At 65.5% G+C, this 20,276-nt stretch carries 12 protein-coding genes; 5 read left to right on the forward strand and 7 right to left on the reverse strand.

Going from position 1 to position 20,276, the window contains the following annotated elements:
* Nucleotides 1-22: 22 nt before the first annotated feature.
* Entirely contained in the window at nucleotides 23-3,019 is a 2,997-nt protein-coding gene (locus tag PX554_RS15710; RefSeq protein WP_420833453.1) for a glycosyl hydrolase family 28-related protein, read from the forward strand.
* Between the two features lie 38 nt (nucleotides 3,020-3,057).
* Here PX554_RS15710 and PX554_RS15715 read toward each other — a convergent pair whose 3' ends face one another.
* Both PX554_RS15715 and PX554_RS15720 read right to left on the reverse strand, forming a co-directional pair.
* Complete coding sequence (locus tag PX554_RS15715) at nucleotides 3,058-5,133, reverse strand: alpha-L-arabinofuranosidase C-terminal domain-containing protein (protein WP_275503265.1); 2,076 nt, start codon at nucleotides 5,131-5,133, stop codon at nucleotides 3,058-3,060.
* Between the two features lie 67 nt (nucleotides 5,134-5,200).
* Nucleotides 5,201-8,176 (reverse strand): TonB-dependent receptor plug domain-containing protein, encoded by a 2,976-nt coding sequence (locus PX554_RS15720; protein ID WP_275503267.1) that lies wholly within the window; start codon nucleotides 8,174-8,176, stop codon nucleotides 5,201-5,203.
* A gap of 494 nt (nucleotides 8,177-8,670) precedes the next feature.
* On the opposite strand from PX554_RS15720, the gene PX554_RS15725 reads away from it, so the two are divergent.
* Together PX554_RS15725 and PX554_RS15730 are read left to right on the forward strand one after the other, a co-directional pair.
* A complete protein-coding gene (locus PX554_RS15725; RefSeq protein ID WP_256326189.1) occupies nucleotides 8,671-9,918 on the forward strand; it encodes an MFS transporter in 1,248 nt (415 codons plus the stop codon).
* Nucleotides 9,915-11,537, forward strand: coding sequence for a glycoside hydrolase family 43 protein (locus tag PX554_RS15730; RefSeq protein ID WP_275503272.1), 1,623 nt, complete (start codon nucleotides 9,915-9,917; stop codon nucleotides 11,535-11,537). Before PX554_RS15725 ends, PX554_RS15730 begins: the two co-directional genes overlap by 4 nt.
* On the opposite strand, the gene PX554_RS15735 is transcribed toward PX554_RS15730, so the two are convergent.
* The 5 genes from PX554_RS15735 to PX554_RS15755 all read right to left on the reverse strand — a co-directional run bounded on the left by PX554_RS15735 (nucleotide 11,534) and on the right by PX554_RS15755 (nucleotide 16,635).
* Nucleotides 11,534-12,565: a LacI family DNA-binding transcriptional regulator gene (locus PX554_RS15735; protein WP_275503273.1), complete on the reverse strand. Its 1,032-nt coding sequence runs from the start codon at nucleotides 12,563-12,565 to the stop codon at nucleotides 11,534-11,536. The two genes, PX554_RS15730 and PX554_RS15735, sit on opposite strands and share 4 nt — an antisense overlap.
* 90 nt (nucleotides 12,566-12,655) lie before the next feature.
* Nucleotides 12,656-13,099: a MerR family transcriptional regulator gene (locus PX554_RS15740; RefSeq protein ID WP_176787152.1), complete on the reverse strand. Its 444-nt coding sequence runs from the start codon at nucleotides 13,097-13,099 to the stop codon at nucleotides 12,656-12,658.
* A gap of 91 nt (nucleotides 13,100-13,190) precedes the next feature.
* On the reverse strand, nucleotides 13,191-14,873 hold the full coding sequence (locus PX554_RS15745; RefSeq protein ID WP_275503275.1) for a long-chain-fatty-acid--CoA ligase: 1,683 nt from the start codon (nucleotides 14,871-14,873) through the stop codon (nucleotides 13,191-13,193).
* 13 nt (nucleotides 14,874-14,886) lie between these two features.
* A complete protein-coding gene (locus tag PX554_RS15750; RefSeq protein ID WP_093223821.1) occupies nucleotides 14,887-16,185 on the reverse strand; it encodes an OmpP1/FadL family transporter in 1,299 nt (432 codons plus the stop codon).
* Between the two features lie 48 nt (nucleotides 16,186-16,233).
* Nucleotides 16,234-16,635, reverse strand: coding sequence for a DUF2147 domain-containing protein (locus PX554_RS15755; protein WP_275503279.1), 402 nt, complete (start codon nucleotides 16,633-16,635; stop codon nucleotides 16,234-16,236).
* A 179-nt stretch (nucleotides 16,636-16,814) separates the two neighbouring features.
* Here PX554_RS15755 and PX554_RS15760 point away from each other — a divergent pair, with 179 nt between their 5' ends.
* Both PX554_RS15760 and PX554_RS15765 read left to right on the forward strand, forming a co-directional pair.
* A complete protein-coding gene (locus PX554_RS15760) occupies nucleotides 16,815-17,951 on the forward strand; it encodes a thiolase family protein (RefSeq protein ID WP_275503281.1) in 1,137 nt (378 codons plus the stop codon).
* Nucleotides 17,948-20,269, forward strand: coding sequence for a 3-hydroxyacyl-CoA dehydrogenase/enoyl-CoA hydratase family protein (locus PX554_RS15765; protein WP_275503283.1), 2,322 nt, complete (start codon nucleotides 17,948-17,950; stop codon nucleotides 20,267-20,269). The genes PX554_RS15760 and PX554_RS15765 overlap by 4 nt, the downstream gene beginning before the upstream one ends.
* The last annotated feature ends 7 nt before the right edge of the window (nucleotides 20,270-20,276 follow it).

The following is a 20,276-nucleotide window of genomic DNA, read 5'->3' on the forward strand; positions in this document are numbered from 1 at the left end:
GCGGCGATTTGGGAGGATGACGATGAAGGCAGCGTTTCTGGTCGGCACGATGCTGGCCGCAATGACGCCGGCGGTTGCGGCGGCGCGTTCCACCTCGGTGTACCAGTCGCTTCCCGCCGATCCGCGCGCGGTGATCGTCAAGGGCGTGGGCGACGGGCGCGCGGACGATACCGCCGCGCTGCAACAGGCGATCGACGCCGCCGCCGCGCCGAACGCCGGCGGCCTGGTCTTCGTCCCGTCCGGACGCTACCGGATCAGTCGTAGCATTCTGCTGCGCTCGGGCGTGCGCGTATTCGGTGTGGGCAAGACGCGGCCCGTCATCGTGCTCGGGGACAACACGCCCGGTTTCGCCAGCGGCATCGGTGCGATGGTCGCGTTCACCGGTGAAGACCAGTTCCGTTCGGGCAAGCCGGCGGTGCCGCCGCGGACGACCGTTCCGTTCGATCCGACGATCTTCGATGCGACGCAGACGACCTTCTATTCCGCGCTCTCCAACGTCGATTTCGAGATCGGCGACGGCAATGCCGGAGCGGTCGCGGTTCGCTTCCGTGTCGCGCAGCACGCCTATCTGCGCCACATCGACTTTCATCTCGGATCTGGGTTCGCGGGCGTCTATCAGGTTGGCAACGCCTGCGAGGATCTGCATTTCTACGGCGGGCGCTACGGCATCGTCACCGAGAAGACCGCGCCGATGTGGCCGTTCACTCTGCTCGATTCGACGTTCGAAGGGCAGCGCGACGCTGCGATCCGCGAGCATGAGGTCGGGCTGACCTTGGTCAATGTCGAGATCCGCGACACGCCGGTCGGGATCGAGATCGACCGGGGCTATTCGGACTTCCTGTGGGGCAAGGACGTCCGCTTCGAGAATATCGCCAAGGCGGGCGTGTTGATCTCGAACGAGAAGGACGTCCACACCAAGATCGGCTTCGACAACGCCGTCGCGCAGAACGTGCCGGTGTTCGCGCGGATGCGGGAGAGCGGTACTGTGGTGGCGGGTGCGGGCGCCCGCTACCGCGTGCGCGATTTCTCCTACGGGCTGAAGCTCGCCGGCCTCGGGCAGATGGGGGAATATGCCACCGACGCCGATATCGTCCCGCTCACGCGCATGCCCACCGCGCCCGCGCCGGCGATCCGGGCGATGCCGCCGGTTTCCGCCTGGGCGAACGCGCATGATCTCGGCGCGAAGGGCGATGGTGAGGCCGACGATACCGCAGCGCTCCAGCGCGCGATCGACACGCACCGCGTGCTCTATTTGCCGGTCGGGCGTTACCGCCTCACCGACACGCTCAAGCTGCGGCCGGATAGCGTGCTGATCGCGCTCCACCCGGCACGCACGCGGCTGTTCCTGCGCGACGATACCCCCGCCTTCGCCGGTGTCGGCAGTCCCAAAGCGCTGCTGGAAAGCGCGAAGGGCGGCGATGCGATCGTCTCCGGGCTGGGGTTGTGGGCCGGTAGCATCAATCCCCGCGCATCTGCATTGGTGTGGAAGGCGGGTGCCGCCTCGATGGTCAACGACGTGCGGATCGAAGGCCCCGTGCTTCGCGACGGCACGATGCAGGCGCGCCCCGGCGATCCGCGCGTGCGCCAGGACGGGCAACCGGCGAGCATCTGGGTGACCGACGGCGGTGGTGGCACGTTCGCGGCGATCTGGTCGCCCAACACGCTCGCGTCGGCGGGTTTTCGCGTCTCGGACACCACCACCCCGGGCCATGTCTACGAACTCTCCGCCGAGCACCACTATCGGCATGAAATCGTGCTCGAGAATGTCGCGAACTGGGAGTTCCTCGGCCCGCAGACCGAGCAGGAGGTCCGCGACGGCGTCAACGCGGTCTCGACCGAGTTTCACGACACGCGCAACATCCTGTTCGCCAACTACCATTCCTACCGCGTGACGCGCACCGCCAAGCCGATGGACACGGCGATCCGGCTGTTCAACTCAGGCGACATCCGCTTTCGCAACGTGCAGGTGAACGCCGAAAGCGGTTTCGCGAGCTGCGACACCAAGGGCTGCGGCACGTTCGCACGGGCGAGCAAATATCCGTTCGACAACGCGATCACCGACATGACGCGCCAGCAGCAGGTGCGTGAACGCGATTTCGCCAAGCTCGACGTGCCGGCCGCGCCCGGTGCCGCTGCGACGGCAAGCGCCGTGCCGGTCACTCAAGGTGTCGAGAAGCTCGCTGACGGCTTCTACTCGATCGCCGGCGCAGCGACCGATGCGAAGGGCAAGCTGTACTTCATCGACCGCTTCTTCAACCGTATCCACGGCTGGTCGCGCGCGGGCGGGCTGGAGACGATCGCCGATCTGCCGCTCGATCCGGTCAGCCTCGCGGTCGATCGCTCGGGCGACCTGATGGTGCTGTCCTCCGCCGGACGCGATGGGACGGTGTACAGCATCGATCCCGCCAAGCCGGCGGCGGTGCGGGTGATCGCGCCCACGCCGGTCCGGCCGCATCCGTCGGCCACCACGCTGCTGCCGGGCAACGTCTGGGCGAACGGCGAGTTCGACGATCGGATCGATCCGAAAACCTACACCTATCCGACGCTCGCCGACTTCTTCACCACCAAGATGGGCGAGGCCAAGCCGCAGGAATATGTCTCGCCCGACGGCTCACTGGTGCTGCCGGCGTTTCGCGTGTGGAACCAGGGGCCGGACGACCAGCAAGGCTGGCGCTGGTCCGATCCGCTCGATGCCTACGGCCTCGTCGGCGCAGCGCCGGGGGCGCGCGTGACGCTGACCAACGCCTCGGAGAACCGCACCTACAGCGGTCTGGTCGGGGCGGGCGGCAGCGTCACTGACCTCAAGATCGTCGCGGATCGGGGCGGCGAGAGTGTCGCGCGGGGCGCGGACGGAACGCTGTATGTCGCGAACGGGCAGGTGTTCGTCTATGCGCCCGATGGCGCGCTGCTCCGCCGTATCGATGTGCCCGAGCGGCCGCTGCAACTGGTGCTGGGCGGCGGCGACGGCCGCACGCTGTTCATTCTAACCCACCACGCGCTGTTCGCGACCGAGGTGTGACGGAGAAGCGGGCGGCGGTGGAGCGCCGCCGCCCGCGCTCACCGCAGCGGCAGTTCGTAAATCGCCGCAGAGGTGGCGGGCACGACCAGTCCGTGCGCAGCACCGCTAACGCTGGTTTCGCGGATCGTCACGCCCGCAGGCGCGCCCACCTTGTTCTCGGCGGTGAGCGCTTTGCCGGCGAGCAGCCAGCGCGCCCCGCCACCGCGCAGCGTCGCGCCCGCGAGGGACAGAGCCAGCCGCTGCGGCTGATAGGTCGCGTTGACCACGCCGACGCGCAGCGTCTTGCCGTCGGGGGAGAGCCCCGCGATGACGTCGAGCGGGTAGGTCGGGCTGCCCGCCACAACCTTGGGATGGGCATAGCCGACCGGGTATTTCGGCTCGGGCTGCGGTGATGATCCGTCAACCGCGACCGGAATCGTGCCCGCGCCGAAATGCTCGCCGAACAGTTTGAACACCATGCCGGTCGCGTTGAGCGTCGCGTCGGTGGGGGTGATATCCATCGTCGAAACGCCGGTGGTGAACGCCGCCATCTTGAGGAAATCGGTGTGCCGCAGCATCTCCTGCAACACCGTCGCATAGGCGAGCGACGACTTCAGGGTCGGCGGCCCGGCCATATAGGCATATTCGTCGATCGACAGGAACACGCCCGAATCGCGCAGCTTGGGGAAGCGTTGCTGGTAGATGCCCCATTCGAGCGCCTCCATGCGGACATGGTTTGACGGCGAGCGCACGAACTCCATCAACTCGTCGTCGCGCGGCGCGTTGGGGCGCGCTTCGGCGCGATCGTACCAATGTTCGGTGATGCCCTGGAAGGTACCCCAGGATTTCGCGAACAGGCCGCCCGTCCAGTCTTCCTCCGTGCCGAACTTGGGCTGGATGCTCTCCAGCGAGGAATTCTGCTGCACGCCCTTGGGGTGAAGCTGGTCGGGCATGGCGCCCGAGGCGATCAGCACGATCGACGGGTCACGCGCGCGCATCTTGGCGGCGAAGTCATTGTGCTTGATCGTATAATAATCGAGCGAGGTCTTGCCGATCTGCCACCAGCCGAACGGCTCGTTCCCGATGTTCCACCATTTCACGCCGTATGGCTCGGCATGGCCGTTGGCGGCGCGCTTGGCGCCCCAATCGGTGGTCGCCGCGCCGTTGAGATACTCGACCTCCTCGGCGGCGGAATTGGCGTCGCCCAGCCCGGCGTTGACGGTGACATAGGGTTCGACGCCGATGATGCGGCACAAATCCATCCACTCGTCCATGCCGAGATCGTTGGTCTGCATCGCGCTCCACGCATGGTCGAACATCGGCGCGCGCTTGTCACGCGGGCCGAGCGCCTCGTGCCAATCCCAATCGGACAGGAAATTGCCGCCCGGCAGCCGCCAAAAGCCCGAGTTGAGCGACTTGGCGATCGCGGTGGTGTCGGCGCGCCAACCGTTGATATTGTCCGCCGGCATCAGCGAGACCGCGCCGATCCGGAAACGCCCGGTGCCGGTACCGGTGATCTCCAGCCGTGCGTCCTTGCTGTCGGCGGTGGGGGTGAAGGCGAAATCGGCCTGATGCCAGTCGCCAGCGGCGGAGGGCAGGGCGATGCTCTGCCGATCCTCCGGTCGCGAACCCCAGACGAGCGCCACCGTCACCGCGGCGCCGCCATCGCCGCTGATCCACAGATGCCCCGTATAGCGCTTGCCCCGAGCCACGCCGATGCCGTCCTGGCTCAGCCCGCGCGGGGTTGCGCCTCCGACGGCCACGCTCGCGCTCTGGGTGCCGACATAGGGTGCGGTCGTGTCCATCGTCACCGCATCATCGCCGCCGATCGGCCGCCATTTGCGATAGGTCACGCCGGGGCGGCCCTCGGCGTTGAGCGGCGGTGGCGTGTCGCGCGAGGCGGGAACGACGGGATAATAGAATTTGCGGTCGTCGAGCAGTTCGGCCCACAGCGTGCGATTGACCAGCCCGCCGATCGGCTCGATGAACATGCCATATTCGTGCGGGCTGACCGGCGTCGCGCGCCGCGCCGTGTCGATCCGAACCACCACCGGCTTTGGTGCCGCCGGCGCTGCGGCGACGGGGGCGCCCGTCATCAGAGCGGCGATCGAGGCGGTCGCAAGCATTGCTTTCATGGTCGTCATCCCATCAAGACAAAAAAAGGGGCGCGGCGGAAAGCCGCGCCCCATCAGAGGGGGGAGGTTACATCTTGAAGCGGACGCCCAGACGGAAGGTGCGGCCGAGCTGATCGTACAGCGACGGGTTGTTGAAGATCGTCGACGGTGCCGGATCGACATCGAACATATTGTCGATCTTGAAGTAGGCGGTGAAGTCCTTGGTGATATTGTAGCTGCCGCCCACGTCCATGTAGAAGCGGCCCGGATAGAAGTTGTTGTCGATCGTCGGGTGGTTGTTGTTTGAAACCGGGCAGGAACCGGCTTGGCAGACGATGTACTTGTTGCCGTAGGTGCCGTTGCTGAACCAGCGCTCCTGAAGCAGGAACGAGAACGAGTCGGTGTCGTAGCTCTGGACCGCCAACCACTTCCAGTTCGGCGTGTTGCCGGTGTTGTCGCCGGCCGAGTCGATCGTAATGGTGCCGGGCAAGCCGGTGTCGGTGACGAACTTCATCACGTGCGTGGCGAGCGCGCGCACCGTGAAATTGCCCGGCAGACCGAGCGGACGCTGCCAGCGATAGCTGGCTTCGATGTCGAAGCCCTCGGTGTCGATCGAAGCGAGGTTGAACGACTGCACATTGATGAAGGTCTGGCCGTTGGCGGGGTTCAGGTTGAACGCGCTGCAGGTCGAGGTGAGGATGTTCTGGAAGCAGAAATTGACGATGTCGTTCGCGCTCAGGCCCGAGATGACGCCATCGATCTTGATCTTGTACCAGTCGAACGACAGGTTCAGGCCCGGTAGCCATTTCGGATTGGCCAGGGTGATGCCAGCGGTCGTGTTGCGGGCGATTTCCGGCTTCAGCGCGGTGTTGCCGATCTGGTTCTGAACGACCAGCACGTTGGTCTTCGTGTACGGATCGAAGAAGTTCGGCAGCGTCTGCGTGACGGGTGCCGCGAACAGTTCGGACAGGTTGGGCGCACGCACGTCGCGCGAGGTGACGGCACGGATACGCAATCCGTCGATCGGCAGTGCCCAGGTGCCGCCGATCTTCCATGCCCACACCGTACCCGAGGTGCTGTAATCGGTGATGCGCACCGCACCGTTCAGGTTCGCCTTGCCGAGCGCTTCCGAGTCGGCGAGCGGCACGTTCGTCTCGATGAAGCCTTCCTTGACGCTGTAAGCGCCGTGGCCGTTCTTGTACGTGCCGGCATACCAGTTGCCATTGCCGCTGGCATTCAGGATGGGATCGGCCGGATAGTCGCTGTTGGCCGGCGTGTTGGCGAAGCCCGCGCCGTACGGATCGGCGGTGACCTTGTAGAATTCATGCCGGAACTCGCCGCCGAACGCGATCGAGAGCGGCCCTGCCCAGGTGCTGAACGGCGAGCCCGAGAAGTTGAGGCTCAGCACGTCCTGCGTCTGGCGGGTGCGCTGGTACGGGCCGTTATCCGGCATGATGTACTTCAGGGACTGGGCGGACGGGTTGCCGCCGAAGACGTTGAGCGGCTGGCAGCCGTTCGCGCGCGCGACGGGGTCGCGGCACACGATCGCACCGCCCAGCGAGATCGCATCGATCGCCTTGTTGAAGCGCGGGGTGAGCAGGATGTTGTTGACGTCAACGTTGGTATAGTTCGTGCCGTGCTCGCCGTAGATGTCGTACGACCATTCGCTGCCCGCGACCGCCACGCGGCCTTTCGCGCCGCCGACGAAGCGATACTGACGGCGATTGGTATAGACGCGCGTGTTACCAAGGGCGGCATTGCTGGTGCCGAACTGGAAGTTGGTGATGTTCGCGGTCCGGCACGCATCCGAAATCGCGGTGGGCAGGAACGCATTGTCGCACTGAATGGTGAGACCCGGCCTATTCATGCCGTTGACAGGCTGGTTGTTGGTCTTGACCTGGCCGACGTTGACGGTCGCGTACAGTTCGTTGTCAGGCGCGATATCGAACCCGACGCGGGTGTAGCCGCCTACGCGCTGGAGCGCCGACTGAAGCGAACGGCCCACATCGACGTTGCCCGACAGATCGCCGCCGAGGCAGAATCCGCCATAGCAACCGTTCACGCCGCCCGCCGGCAAGCGCGTCGGCACGCCGTTCGAGCCATACTGGAACTGGAACGGTCGGCCAGACTGGTCGAACGCGATGCCCTGGAGCGGGCCGCCGGTGATGAGGCCGTATTTGGCGAAGCTGTTCGACTGAACGTTGTTGCGGATGATGAACTGCGGCGATCCGTCGTTGAGCACGCCGCGATCGATCATCGAGGTCTGGTCGAACCACTTGCGACCGCCCGCCATTTTCAGGCCGAAGTCGCCGCCATCGACGCCTTGGTCATGGGCATATTCGCCGCTGGCGACGACATGCAGACGGCCATCGAGGAAGCTGTGGCCGACCGCCAACTGCGCCAGGATCTGCTTGTTGTCGCCATAGGTGGTGATACCGCCCTGGAGATTGCCCTTGATGCCGGTGAAGCGCGTGTCGGTGATGAAGTTGACCACGCCGCCGACCGCGTCCGAGCCGTAGGAGGCCGAGGCGCCGCCGTTGACGACATCGACGCGCTGGACCAGCAATTGCGGGAACAGGCTGACGTCGGGCACGCCGGTCACGTTCGCGCCGACGACGCGCTGGCCGTCAAGCAGCGTCAGCGTGCGGATCGCGCCCACACCGCGCAGCGAGAACGAGCTGAGGCCCTGCTGGCCGCTCGACGTGCTGAACGTGTTGACCTGCGTGCCGGTCGAGCCTTGCAGCGACGGCAACTGCGCGATCGTGTTGAAGATGTTCGGCTGCGCGTTCTGCGCGATGTCCTGCGCGCTGATCACCGTCGTCGGTGTGGGCGCGGTGAAGCCGCGCGTCGCGATGCGCGAGCCGGTTACGACGATGTCGCGTGCGGCGGAGTCGGACTGGGCGGGCGTCTGCGCGTCGAGCGTCGCGGGCGCTTCCGCAGCGGGTTCCGGGGCCGATTGCGCCGGTGCTTGCGCGAACGCCGGCAAGGGCAGACAGGCGATGACCGCCGCCAACGATGCGCCACGCAATAGGGATGAGCGGCAATCCAAAGCTTTCAACGACATGTATATCTCCCCTGGCCTGTAAGGCGTGTTTCTTGCTTCTTCCGGACGCGAAACCGAGGACCGGAGCGGTTGGTGATTCTGCACCGCGCGGACGTCAGCCGCGCGCCTGCGCTTGCATCTTCGCCGATTCGCCGTGAGGCGATCGCGGTCACTTGATCGGGCGTGACAGCGTAGCGTGATGCTGCAATGCTGAAGGAATGTGTTTCAGGTATTTTCTCCCCTTTTCGTAGCCATTACTAGTCCCATGTGCCGTTGGACCGAGCATCATGGCGTCAACGGCGGCTTTGCTTTTGTGCGCCGCACAATGTTTACGTTAACATCTTCGAATTAGTCCTACTAGCGATGCTTGTCAAGGCGATGTGACCTCGGCTAGTGCAAGCGTCAGGAGGGCGTTACGCCAGAAACGGTCGTCAGGATCGTTTTCGGAGCCGCCGCCGCCTTGTGCCGCATGTCCATCAGGGCGCGGCGATGTTTACGTTAACGGAGTTGCCCCTTTGCGTTCCGCCCGCATTCCAAAGCTGCGCTGGACGATCATCGCGTTGTTCGTCGGCGCGATGATCCTCAATTACCTCGCGCGCTCCGTGCTCGGCGTCGCCGCGCCGGTGATCCTCGCGGAACAGCACATCAGCACCCAGCAATATAGCTGGATCACCGGCGCGTTTCAGGTCGGGGTCATGCTTCAGCCGCTGGCGGGATATTTGCTCGATGGCGCCGGGCTGCGAATCGGCTTCTTCCTGTGCGCGATGGTTTGGTCGCTGGTCACGATGGCGCATGTCTTCGCGGCCGGCTGGCTGAGTTTCGCCGGCCTGCGCGGGTTGCTCGGCCTCGCCGAGGGCTCGGCGCAACCGGCGGGGCAGAAGCTGGTGGCGGAATGGTTCCCGGCGCGCGAGCGCGGTGCAGCCGGCGGCATCTACAATATCGGCGCGTCGTTCGGCGCGGTATTGGCGCCGCCGCTGGTCGCCTGGGCGGTGATGATGCAGAGTTGGCGGCTCGCCTTCGTCGTCGCGGGCGGGCTCGGCGTCGTCTGGTGTCTGGCGTGGCTCGCCTGGTACAACACGCCGCAGCGGCATCGCCACTTGAGCGAGGCGGAGCGGGAGCATATCGCCGCCGGGCAGGAGACGCGCCTCGCGGCCGACTCGGCGCGTCCTTCCATTCTGTCGCTGCTGCGTCGCCGCGATCTGTGGGGTATCGCGCTGCCGCGGCTGCTGGCCGATCCGGTCTGGGGCATGCTGTCGTTCTGGATGCCCTTGTATCTGGTGCGGGTGCGTGGGTTCGATCTCACCCAGATTGCGCTCTTCGCGTGGCTGCCGTTTCTCGCGGCCGATCTCGGCTGCCTCTTCGGCCCGGCGGTCGCCGCGTTCCTTCAGCGGCGCGGCGTGTCCCTGATCAATGCGCGGCGCGGCGCATTCACGCTCGGCGCGGTGATGATGACCGGAATGGCGCTGGTCGGCACCGTCGTCAGCCCCTACGCGGCGATCGCCTTGCTGTGCCTGGGCGGCTTCGCGCACCAGACCCTCTCTGTTACCGTTATCACGATGGCCTCCGATCTGTTCCGCCGCAACGAAGTGGCGACCGCCGCGGGGCTGGCCGGGCTGGCCGGCAACCTCGGCGTGCTGGTCTTCTCGCTGGTGCTCGGCGGGATGGTCGATCTGGTCGGTTACGAGCCGTTCTTCATCCTGCTCGGCCTTATGGATCTTATAGGAGCGATATTGTTGTGGACCTTGGTGCGTAAGCCCGCATGACCCGCCTTCAGAACCCCATCCTTCGCGGCTTCAACCCCGACCCTTCGATCGTGCGCGTGGGGGGCGACATCTACATCGCCACCTCGACGTTCGAATGGTATCCGGGCGTGCAGATCCATCACAGCCGCGATCTGGTGCACTGGCGCCTCGCCGCGCGCCCGCTGCGCCGCGCCGCCCAACTCGATATGCGCGGCGACCCCGATTCCTGCGGCGTCTGGGCACCCGACCTCAGCTACGCCGACGGGAAATTCTGGCTCATTTACAGCGATGTAAAGCGCTATGGTCAAACCACGGTGAACGGCGCGTCCGGCGCGTCTCTGCGCGACTTTCACAATTATGCGGTGACGTGCGACCGGATCGACGGCGACTGGTCCGATCCGATCTACCTCAACAGCAGCGGCTTCGATCCGGCGCTGTTCCACGATGACGACGGCCGGAGCTGGCTGCTCAACATGTTGTGGGATCACCGGCCAAACCGGGGCCGCTTCGCCGGCATCGTGATCCAGGAGTTCGATCGCGCCGCGCTGCGGCTCATCGGCGAGGCGAAGCTGATCTTCACCGGCACCGAACGCGGCTTCACCGAAGGGCCGCATCTCTACAAGCGGGACGGCTGGTATCATCTGATGGTGGCGGAGGGCGGTACGGGCTGGGACCATGCGGTCGTGATGGCGCGATCGCGTTCGATCTTCGGGCCGTACGAAGTGCATCCCGATGGCGCGGTGTTGACGGCGCGCGGACGACGCGATGCGCCGATCGCGCGCGCCGGGCACGGCGATCTCGTCGACCTCGCCGACGGCACGACCTGGCTGACCTATCTCTGCGGGCGTCCGCTACCGGGGCGCGAGCGCTGTGTGTTCGGTCGGGAAACGGCGATCCAGCCTGTGCGCTGGGGCGAAGACGGCTGGCTGCGCACGATCAACGGCGATGCCGAGCCCGAGTTGGCGCCACAAGCGCCGGATCTGGCGCCTGTGCCCTGGCCGCAACGCGTATGGGACGGTCGCTTCGATCAGCCCGATCTGCCTGAAGAGTTTCAGTGGCTGCGCACGCCCGATCCAGACGACCTGTTCAGCCTTACGGCCCGTCCCGGCCGCCTCCGCCTGTTCGGGCGCGAGACGGTCGGGAGCCACTTTCGGCAAGCGCTGGTCGCGCGTCGGCAGGAGCATTTCGACTATACGGTGACGACGCGTATGGAGTTCGCACCGACTCACTTCCAGCAGGCCGCCGGCCTGATCTGCTATTACAACTCCACCAAATTCCATTATCTGAACGTGACGGTGGACGCTGGTGTGCGCCAGCTTCAGGTGATGTCGGCCCATCCTGAAATCGGATGCGAGACCAGTGTCGTCGTGCCCGCCTTGCCCGACGGCGCGATAGAGTTGCGCGTTACGGTCGCCCTGGATGTGCTGCACTTCGCCTGGCGGATGGATGGTTCGGATGAATGGGACGTCGTGCCGACGGCCTTCGACGCAAGCATCCTTTCCGACGAGGTAACGGCGCCTGGTATGCCGAACTTCACCGGCACCTTCGTCGGCATGGCGTGCCAGGATCTGTCCGGCACGGCGATGCCCGCCGACTTCGAATGGTTCCGCTATGCGGGAAAGGATTCGACCTCCGCTTAAGCGGGCCGAGCGGTGGACGCGCGCTTGACGATGCTATGGTCGAGCACGCGTTCGCGGCGTCGGCGCGCTTTCCGGTTGCTGCCGGTTGCTTCGGACGCGACCACGGCCAGCGCCTCGGCGGCGAGCTGGTGGAGTGGCTGGCGGATCGTGGTGAGCGGAGGCCAGAGCGTAACTGCGGCGGTGGTGTCGTCGAACCCGACGACCGTGAGTTCGCGCGGCACGTCAAGTTGCCGCCGATGCGCGACCGATACGATCGCCGCCGCCATATCGTCGTTGCTCGCGAAGATCGCGGTTGGGGGCGAGGGACCGTCGAGTAATTGTTCGCCCGCGATCAGGCCGGAACCGTAGCTGAAGTCCCCCTGTGCCACTTTCACCTCGACGTTGGTCGCGTCGCGCACGGCATCGTAGAAGCCGGCCATGCGCTCGGCACTCGCGGCTTGATCGGGGTTGCCAAGCACGAAGCCGAGCCGTCGATGGCCCAGTTCGAGCAGATATTGCGTCATCTCGCATGCTGCACGGCGGTCGTCGATGCGGACGCAGGTCGCGTCGGGCACATCATACGCCCCCACCGCGGCGAGCGGCCGCCCCAGGCCGCGCAGCACGTTCAACACGATCGGCGCCTCGCCGAGCGGCGGGGCGAGGATGATGCCGGACAGCCCCGACTCGGCGAGCTTCTCCAGCGCGGGCCGGGGCGGCGGTGCGCCACCTTCGCCTTTCAGCAGGATCAGGCGGGCGCCGCGCGTGGAGGCTTCCTCGAAGATGCCGGTGAGGAACTCGCTCATGAACGCGGCGCTTGGATTGGAATAGACCACGCCCACGCGCAATTCGGCCGCGGTGACGAGGCTGCGTGCGGCGGCGTTGGGGGTATAGGACAGCGCCTCAATCGCGCTTTCGACCGCTTCACGCGTTTCGGGACGGACTCCGTCCCGGCCGTTGATGACGCGCGACACCGTCATCGCGGAAACGCCCGCGCGCGCCGCCACGTCGATGATCGTGGCGCTGCGCACCGGACGATCGGGTTTCTCCACGCGGCCTCCCGGAGTTGATCTTGTATGTTCGTACGACATCGCGGAAATTTGGCAAGATGCGCGCCCTGTGACCCGGGGCGATCGCCGGCGTCAGCGTGCGGGAGGCCGGGATCTTTTCGCCGCCGTGCGTTCGAGCGCGCCGGCTTGTTCCAACCGCTCCATCGCCTCATGTTCGATCTGGCGCAACTCGCGGATCGTATCGACCAGCGCGACCTGCTGCTTTTCGAGATCGCTCAGCCGCTCGCGGACGCGTTCGGCGAGCCGCGCCATCTGCTCGACGTGCGCGGGATCGGCGTCGTACAGATCGAGAAATTCCACGATCTCTCGGATCGAGAAGCCGAGGCGCTTGCCGCGCAGGATGAGTTGCATCCGGCCGATGTCTCGCCGCGTGTAGACACGTGTGCTGCCGACGCGTTCGGGCTCGATCAAGCCTTTCCCCTCGTAGAAACGCAGTGTCCGCTGCGTGACCCCGAGCTGTTCGGCAACTTCTTGGATGCCTTTTCTTACACCGTCAGCAGGGGCTTTGCGGACCAATGCCCTGACACTTTCCAGATTTTCCGACGTATTCACCTGTCGCTCCACCCACACGGCATACTGCGCTGACGAACAGGAAGGCGCATTTGGGTCAAGATGTTTTCTCGTGCGACGCACGATTGGCCCTGTCTTCCGCGATCAGCTCTTTCTTGGAAAGTTTGCCGATCAGGGTCTTGGGGAGGCTGTCGCGGAACTCATACTCCTTGGGCATCTCGATCTTGTTGATCCGCGCCTCAAGGAACTGGCGGAGTTCCGCGACGTCGAGATGCTGACCCTCGTGAAGCGCGACGAACAGCTTTGGCGACTGGCCGCGATACGCGTCCGGGATGGCGATGGCGATCGCCTCCTTCACGGCTGGATGCTGGTACGTGGCATCCTCGATCGTGCGTGGATAGACATTGTAGCCGCCGCACAGGATGACATCCTTGATCCGATCGACCAGGAACAAATATCCGTCCGCATCGAGATAACCGATGTCCCCGGTGCGCAGTGCGCCATCGACAAAGACTGCGTCGGTGTCGGCCGGCTTTCCCCAATAGCCTTTCATGATCTGTGGCCCGCGTGCGCAGACCTCGCCACGTTCACCCGTCGGCATGAGCCGTTCGGGCGCCGCCGGGTCGCGAATCTCGAGGATCGTCGCCGGGAACTGCGGGCCGCAGCTATCCGGTTTGAGAAGCCCTTCGAGGGGATTGCAAGCGATGATGGGCGAGGCTTCGGACAGGCCGTAGCCTTCGACCACGCGGGCGCCGGTGCGGCGCTCGAAGGTCTCGCGGACTTCGTGGGGAAGCGGGGCGCCGCCTGAGATGCACGCGCGTACCCTCGAAAGATCGGGTATCTGCGCTTCCGGCAGTGCGTTGACAGCCGCGTAGATGGTCGGGACGCCGAAAAATTGCGTCGGCGGCTTGCGCTTCAGCGTGCGCAGCATCTGCGTCATGTTGAAGCGCGGCAACAACACCATCTCCGCGCCGATCTCGATCGAGAAGTTGAGTACGGTGGTGAGTGCGAAGACGTGGAACATCGGCAGTACGCCGAGTGTGCGTTCCTGAAGCGGACGGAGCCCGCCGACGTGCGCCAGCATCTGCGCGCTGTTGGCCGTGAGATTGGCGTGAGTGAGCATCGCGCCTTTCGGTACGCCCGTGGTGCCGCCGGTATATTGGAGCACCGCCACGTCGTCCGGGCGCACCGGGACGGACGTGGGCGCGGTTCTGTTGGCGAGCAGGGCACGCAGCGGCAGGTTTAGCTGCCGGTCGGCGATATGCGCGTGATCCTTGCGCTTTAGGAAGGTGAAGCCGAGTGCCTGTATTGTCGGCAGCATGTCCGCCATGCCGCACACCACGATCCGCTCGATCGTAGTGCCCTTTGCGACGGTTTCCACCTTGTCGTGGATCGCGCCGATATCGGGCACCGCGATCATGCGCGTGCCCGAATCGCGGATCTGATGATCGAGTTCCTGCTCGGTGTAGAGCGGGTTGAACTGCACCACGATTGCCCCGACCCGGAGCGCGGCGAAATACAGCACGACGAAATACGGGCAATTTGGCAAGCAGAGGCCGAAGCGGTCGCCCGGCTTCAGCCCCTGATCCTGCAACCCGCGCGCGGCATGCGCGACGAGCGCGCCGAGCGCCCCGTACGTCCACGTTCGACCGAGGAAATCGATCGCGATCCGCTCCGGCCAGGTCGCCACCGCATGATCGAGCAGATCGGTGAGGAGGCGCGGGTGGATCGCGAACGGTTCGTTCACGGTGTCGGCGGGCGACGAGGCGAGGGCGGGCATCCTATTGTCTCCGTCAGAACCGCAGCCGGCCGCCGAGCGACAGCACGACCGCATGCGCGTTGGTCAGCGCGCCGTTGACCACGACCGGCGTTTGCGCGGGCGTGCCGACATAGGCTGCGGTAAGACGATCAATTTTCGCGTCCTTGAAGGTGATGTACGACGCCGCCGCATCGACCGTGAAGGACTTGCTCATCGCGTAGCTCGCGCCGCCCGCGAAGTTCCAGCGGTCGCTGTCGGGCACGCGCGCATCGCGGTTGCCGTCGCTTGTCGGACTTTCGTCGCGCTGCACGCCGGCGCGCAGCGTCAGCTTGGGCGAGACGGTGAGATCGACGCCGCCTGCATAGCTCCAGGTGTCGTGGTAATTTTCCGGCAGCGCGGTGTTGAGCGGACCGCCGAGCCGGATCGCGTCGAACTCGGACCAGCCGGTGCGGACCGCCTGCGCGTTGAGCGTGATCGCCGGCGTCACTGCCAGGCGTGCGCCGACCATCGCCTGCCAGGGCGTGCTGAACCGGGCAGTGGTGCGGATCGTGCGGTTCTGCAGGGCGAGCGGGCCGACAAGTCCGGTAATCGCCACCGATCCATCGAGGCGGTGCTTGATCGCCGACTTGTAGCTGCCGCCGATCGAGAAGGGTCCGACGTGATATTGCGCGCCGACGGTGTAGCCGAAGTCGATCCCGTTGCCCGACAGACGCTGTTCGCCGTCCGGGAGCAGCGGCGACAGATTGGGCAGCGCGTTCGAAAGCGTGGCGTCGGAATATTCGATGTTCATCGATGCGCCGATCGCGAGATTGTCGGTGACGGCAAAGGCGACTGTCGGCGCGATGTCATAGGTGCGCAGCTTGGTCCGGTCGGCGCTGTAGCGCGCCCAACTGGTCGCGGGGTAATCGGTGGTGAAGCTGTACGGCGCGTTGATCGAGATGCCGACCGACAGGCGCGGCGCCACGCCGCACGCGAACGATCCGGCCGGGAGCACGCCATTGCGGATCGGGTTGCGCGTACGGGCGTCTCCACCCACGGCGGCGGGGGCCTGGCCGGGGCGAACGATCACCGTGCCCCGATCGACGACATTGCCGCGCGGCAGGATGGCGCTGACGCCGAGCGCGCCGGCGCAACCATCCTGCCAGCCGATCGCCGCCGGGTTCCACCAGATCGATTCCGGTCCCTGGTCCGCGACTTCGCCGGAAAAGGCGCGACCGGCACCCTTGACCGACTGTTCCTGCAAGTAAAAAGCGCTCGCATGCGCGACGCCACTGAAGGCCAGGAACATCACCGGCATCGTCGCCAGCGCGGAAGTCCTGCGGAATGTGTTCATGTACCTCTCCATCCTCTCGTCTTTTTTAGTGAACCGGCGATCAGGTGATCACCGAATACGCGTCCACACCTGTGTCTTGCACAGCGGCCAGACGATACAGCCCTTGAGCTTGATCTGGTCGGCGCTGGTGGGGGTGAGCGTGGCGTTGTAAGTGCCGCCGTCTTCGGCGTTGTAGATCGTGCCGCCGCTCCAGGCGCTTGGCTTCCAGGTGAAGCCCTTGAGGATCGTCAGCCCTTTTAGCGCGCGGGTGCGCAGGCTAGCGTCTTTGTTATGGATGTCCTTCAGGTGCGGGTCGGCGCGCAGGCCGTCCGATTCGATCAGGGACCCGCAGATCGACGTGCCGCATCGCGTGATTTCCACCACACCGTGCCGGGTAGGGGTTTGCCAACGACCGACCACGATGTCCGGGGCGGTCGCGGCAGCGGCGGCCGCTGCCAACAGTAACATCATCCTCTCTCTCCCAACCATTGCGTCCTGCCGGTTGTCCGGCGTGCTGGTCTCGGCGCTACGATTGCAACGCGAATCACTCTTTGCCGCAAAAATCAGTTGACGTATAGGTCAATTATCGCACCATTAGGGAATGACGCTCGGAAACACCGAGTCCCTACAACGATGGAGAGGCATGTTTGATGCGCGACGTGGTTATTGCGGGATATGCCCGCTCGCCCTTTCACCTCGCGGGCAAGGGCGCTTTGGCGCGCGTTCGACCCGATGATCTCGCGGCAACGGTGATTCGCGGGCTGATCGAGCGGACAGGCGTTAAGGCGGAGGATATCGAGGACATCGTGCTTGGCTGCGCCTTTCCGGAAGGCGAGCAGGGTTTCAATATGGCGCGGCTGGTAGGTTTGCTGGCGGATTTGCCGCTCTCGGTTGGCGGCATGACGGTGAACCGCTTCTGCGGCTCTTCGATGAGCGCGATCCACATCGCCGCGGGGCAGATTCAACTGGGCGCAGGTGAGGCTTTCATCTGCGCGGGCGTCGAGTCGATGAGCCGGGTGCCGATGATGGGCTTCAACCCGCTCCCTAACCCGGTACTGGCGAAGAAGAGCGCTGCGTACATGGGCATGGGCGACACTGCCGAGAACGTCGCCAACAAATATCAGATCACCCGCGCCCAGCAGGAGGCGTTCGCTGTGGCGAGTCAGGACAAGGCGGCGGCGGCGATGGCGTCGGGCAAGCTCGACGCCGAAATCGTACCGATCCCCACCAAGGCGGGCGTTGTCGCCAAGGACGGCACGCCGCGCCCCGGCACCACCGCCGAGGCTTTGGCTGGGCTGAAGCCGGCGTTCAGCCAGGAGGGCACGGTGACGGCGGGCACGTCGTCGCCGCTGACCGACGGTGCGAGCGCGGTACTGGTGACGAGCGAGGAGTATGCGCGCGCCAACGGCCTGACGATCCTCGCGCGGATCAAGTCGGTCGCCGTATCGGGGTGTCAGCCGGAGATCATGGGAATTGGTCCGGTCGAGGCGTCGCACAAGGCGCTCAAGCGCGCCGGTCTTGATGCCGGCCAGATTGATGTGGTCGAACTCAACGAAGCCTTCGCCAGCCAGGCGCTCGCCTGCATCGGCGATCTTGGTCTGGATACGGCCAAGGTGAACCTCGATGGCGGCGCGATCGCGATCGGCCATCCGCTTGGCGCGACCGGTGCGCGCATCGTCGGGAAGGCGGCAGCTTTGCTCCAGCGCGAGGGCGGCAAATATGCGCTCGCCACGCAGTGCATCGGCGGCGGACAGGGCATCGCCACCGTGCTGGAGGCGGTGGAATGAGCGACGCCATCAAAAAAGTTTGCGTGATCGGCGCGGGCACCATGGGCGCGGGCATCGCCGCGCAGGTCGCCAATGCCGGCATTCCGGTGCTGCTGCTCGACATCGTGCGCGACCCCGCCGACCGCAACGCAGTCGCGGCGGGCGCGGTCGCCAAGATGCTCAAGACCGAGCCCGCGCCGTTCATGTCGAAGGCCGCCGCGAAGCTGGTCGAAGTGGGCAATATCGAGGACGATCTCGCCCGCGTCGCGGAATGCGATTGGATCGTCGAGGCGATCGTCGAGCGGCTTGATCTCAAACAGCAGCTTTACACCAAGCTCGAAGCGGTGCGGCGGCCTGGAACGGCAGTATCATCGAACACCTCGACGATCCCGCTCGGCCATCTCACCGAAGGACGCTCGGAGGCGTTCGCCCGCGACTTCCTCATCACCCACTTCTTCAATCCGCCGCGCTACATGCGCCTGCTCGAAATCGTGTCCGGCCCGGCGAGCGACGCGGAGTTGGTCGCGCGCGTGTCTGATTTTGCCGATCGCACGCTCGGCAAGACGATCGTGGTCGCTAAGGATACGCCCGGCTTCATCGCCAACCGCGTCGGCACGTTCTGGATTCAGGCCGCGCTCAATGCCGCCTTCGAACTCGGGCTGACCGTGGAAGAAGCCGACGCGATCGCGGGCAAGCCGATGGGTGTGCCCAAGACGGGTGTGTTCGGATTGGTCGATCTGGTCGGCATCGATCTGATGCCGCATCTCCAGAAGAGCCTCACCGAGACGCTGCCCAAGGATGACCCCTATCAGGCGATTTCGAAGATCCCGCCCCTGATCGGCACGATGATCGCGGACGGCTATACCGGCCGCAAGGGGAAGGGCGGTTTCTACCGGCTCAACCGCGAGGCGGGCAAACGCAAGGAAGCGATCGACCTCACGACCGGCGCATATCGCCCGGTCATCACGCCACAATCGCTGCCCGGCGCGGCGGCGAAGGGTGATCTCGGCGCGCTGCTCGCGGTGCCGGGCACGACTGGCGCCTATGCTTGGGCGATCCTCGGCCAGACGCTCAGCTATGCCGCCGGGCTGGTGCCGGAGGCCGCCGACGACATCGTCTCGATCGATACCGCAATGAAGCTCGGCTACAATTGGAACTTCGGCCCGTTTGAACTGATCGACAAGATCGGTGCGGCGACGCTGGCGAAACGGCTGGCGGACGAGGGCAAGCCCGTGCCGGCGATCCTGACGCTGGCGGGTGAGCGCAGCTTCTACCGGGTCGAGAATGGCGTGCGCCAGCATCTCGGCCTCGACGGCGACTATCACGATGTCGTGCGACCCGAGGGGGTGCTGCTGCTCGCCGACATCAAGCTGATCTCCAAGCCGCTCGTCAAGACCGCGTCGGCGGCGCTGTGGGACATCGGCGACGGCGTCGCGGCGCTCGAATTCACCGGCAAGATGAACGCGCTCGACGGCGAGGTGATGGCGCTGATCGGCAAGGCGATCCCGATCGTCACCGGAAAGTTCAAGGCGCTGGTGGTCTATAACGAGGGCAAGAACTTCTCGGCCGGCGCCAATCTTGGTCTCGCCCTGTTCGCGCTGAACATCGCCGCATGGGGCGAGATCGAAAAACTCGTCGCAGGCGGGCAGGAGGCGTACAAGGCGCTCAAATACGCGCCGTTCCCGGTGGTGAGCGCGCCGTTCGGCATGGCGCTCGGCGGCGGGTGCGAAATCCTGCTCAACAGCGATGCGGTGCAGGCGCATGCGGAAAGCTATATCGGCCTCGTCGAATGCGGTGTCGGGCTGATCCCCGGCTGGGGCGGGTGCGGCGAAATGCTCGACCGTTGGCGCAGCAACCCGGCGATGCCCAAGGGGCCGATGCCCGTGGTCGCCAAAGTGTTCGAGACGGTCTCGACCGCGACCGTCTCCAAGTCTGCGGCGGAAGCGAAGGAACTCGGTTTCCTGCGCCCAAGCGACGGCATCACCATGAACCGTGACCGGCTGCTCGCCGACGCCAAGGCCAAGGCGCTCGCGCTCGCCGAAGGCTATCAGCCGCCCGAGCCGCCCGTCTTCCGCCTGCCCGGTGCGAGCGGGCGCGTCGCGCTCGACATGGCGGTGAAGGGCTTCCAGGCCCGCGGCCTCGCCACCGACTATGATGGCGTGGTGTCGGGCTTCCTCGCCGATGTGCTGACCGGCGGCGAGGCCGATCTGGTCGATACCGTCACCGAGGCGGACCTGCTCGCGCTCGAACGCAAGGGCTTCGCCAAGCTGGTGCGCGATGGTCGCACGCAGGCGCGTATCGAAGCCATCCTCGAAACCGGCAAACCGCTGCGCAATTGAGAGACTG

The sequence above is a fragment of the Sphingomonas pollutisoli genome (assembly GCF_029167165.1).
In the GTDB taxonomy this organism is placed as follows: domain Bacteria; phylum Pseudomonadota; class Alphaproteobacteria; order Sphingomonadales; family Sphingomonadaceae; genus Sphingomonas; species Sphingomonas pollutisoli.

What these genes read in the sequence shown, in the direction of transcription:
- PX554_RS15710 (WP_420833453.1), top strand. Translation starts at nt 23, where the DNA reads ATGAAGGCAGCGTTTCTGGTCGGCACGATGCTGGCCGCAATGACGCCG.
- PX554_RS15715 (WP_275503265.1), bottom strand. Translation starts at nt 5,133, where the DNA reads ATGAAAGCAATGCTTGCGACCGCCTCGATCGCCGCTCTGATGACGGGC.
- PX554_RS15720 (WP_275503267.1), bottom strand. Translation starts at nt 8,176, where the DNA reads ATGTCGTTGAAAGCTTTGGATTGCCGCTCATCCCTATTGCGTGGCGCA.
- PX554_RS15730 (WP_275503272.1), top strand. Translation starts at nt 9,915, where the DNA reads ATGACCCGCCTTCAGAACCCCATCCTTCGCGGCTTCAACCCCGACCCT.
- PX554_RS15745 (WP_275503275.1), bottom strand. Translation starts at nt 14,873, where the DNA reads ATGCCCGCCCTCGCCTCGTCGCCCGCCGACACCGTGAACGAACCGTTC.
- PX554_RS15750 (WP_093223821.1), bottom strand. Translation starts at nt 16,185, where the DNA reads ATGAACACATTCCGCAGGACTTCCGCGCTGGCGACGATGCCGGTGATG.
- PX554_RS15755 (WP_275503279.1), bottom strand. Translation starts at nt 16,635, where the DNA reads ATGATGTTACTGTTGGCAGCGGCCGCCGCTGCCGCGACCGCCCCGGAC.
- PX554_RS15760 (WP_275503281.1), top strand. Translation starts at nt 16,815, where the DNA reads ATGCGCGACGTGGTTATTGCGGGATATGCCCGCTCGCCCTTTCACCTC.
- PX554_RS15765 (WP_275503283.1), top strand. Translation starts at nt 17,948, where the DNA reads ATGAGCGACGCCATCAAAAAAGTTTGCGTGATCGGCGCGGGCACCATG.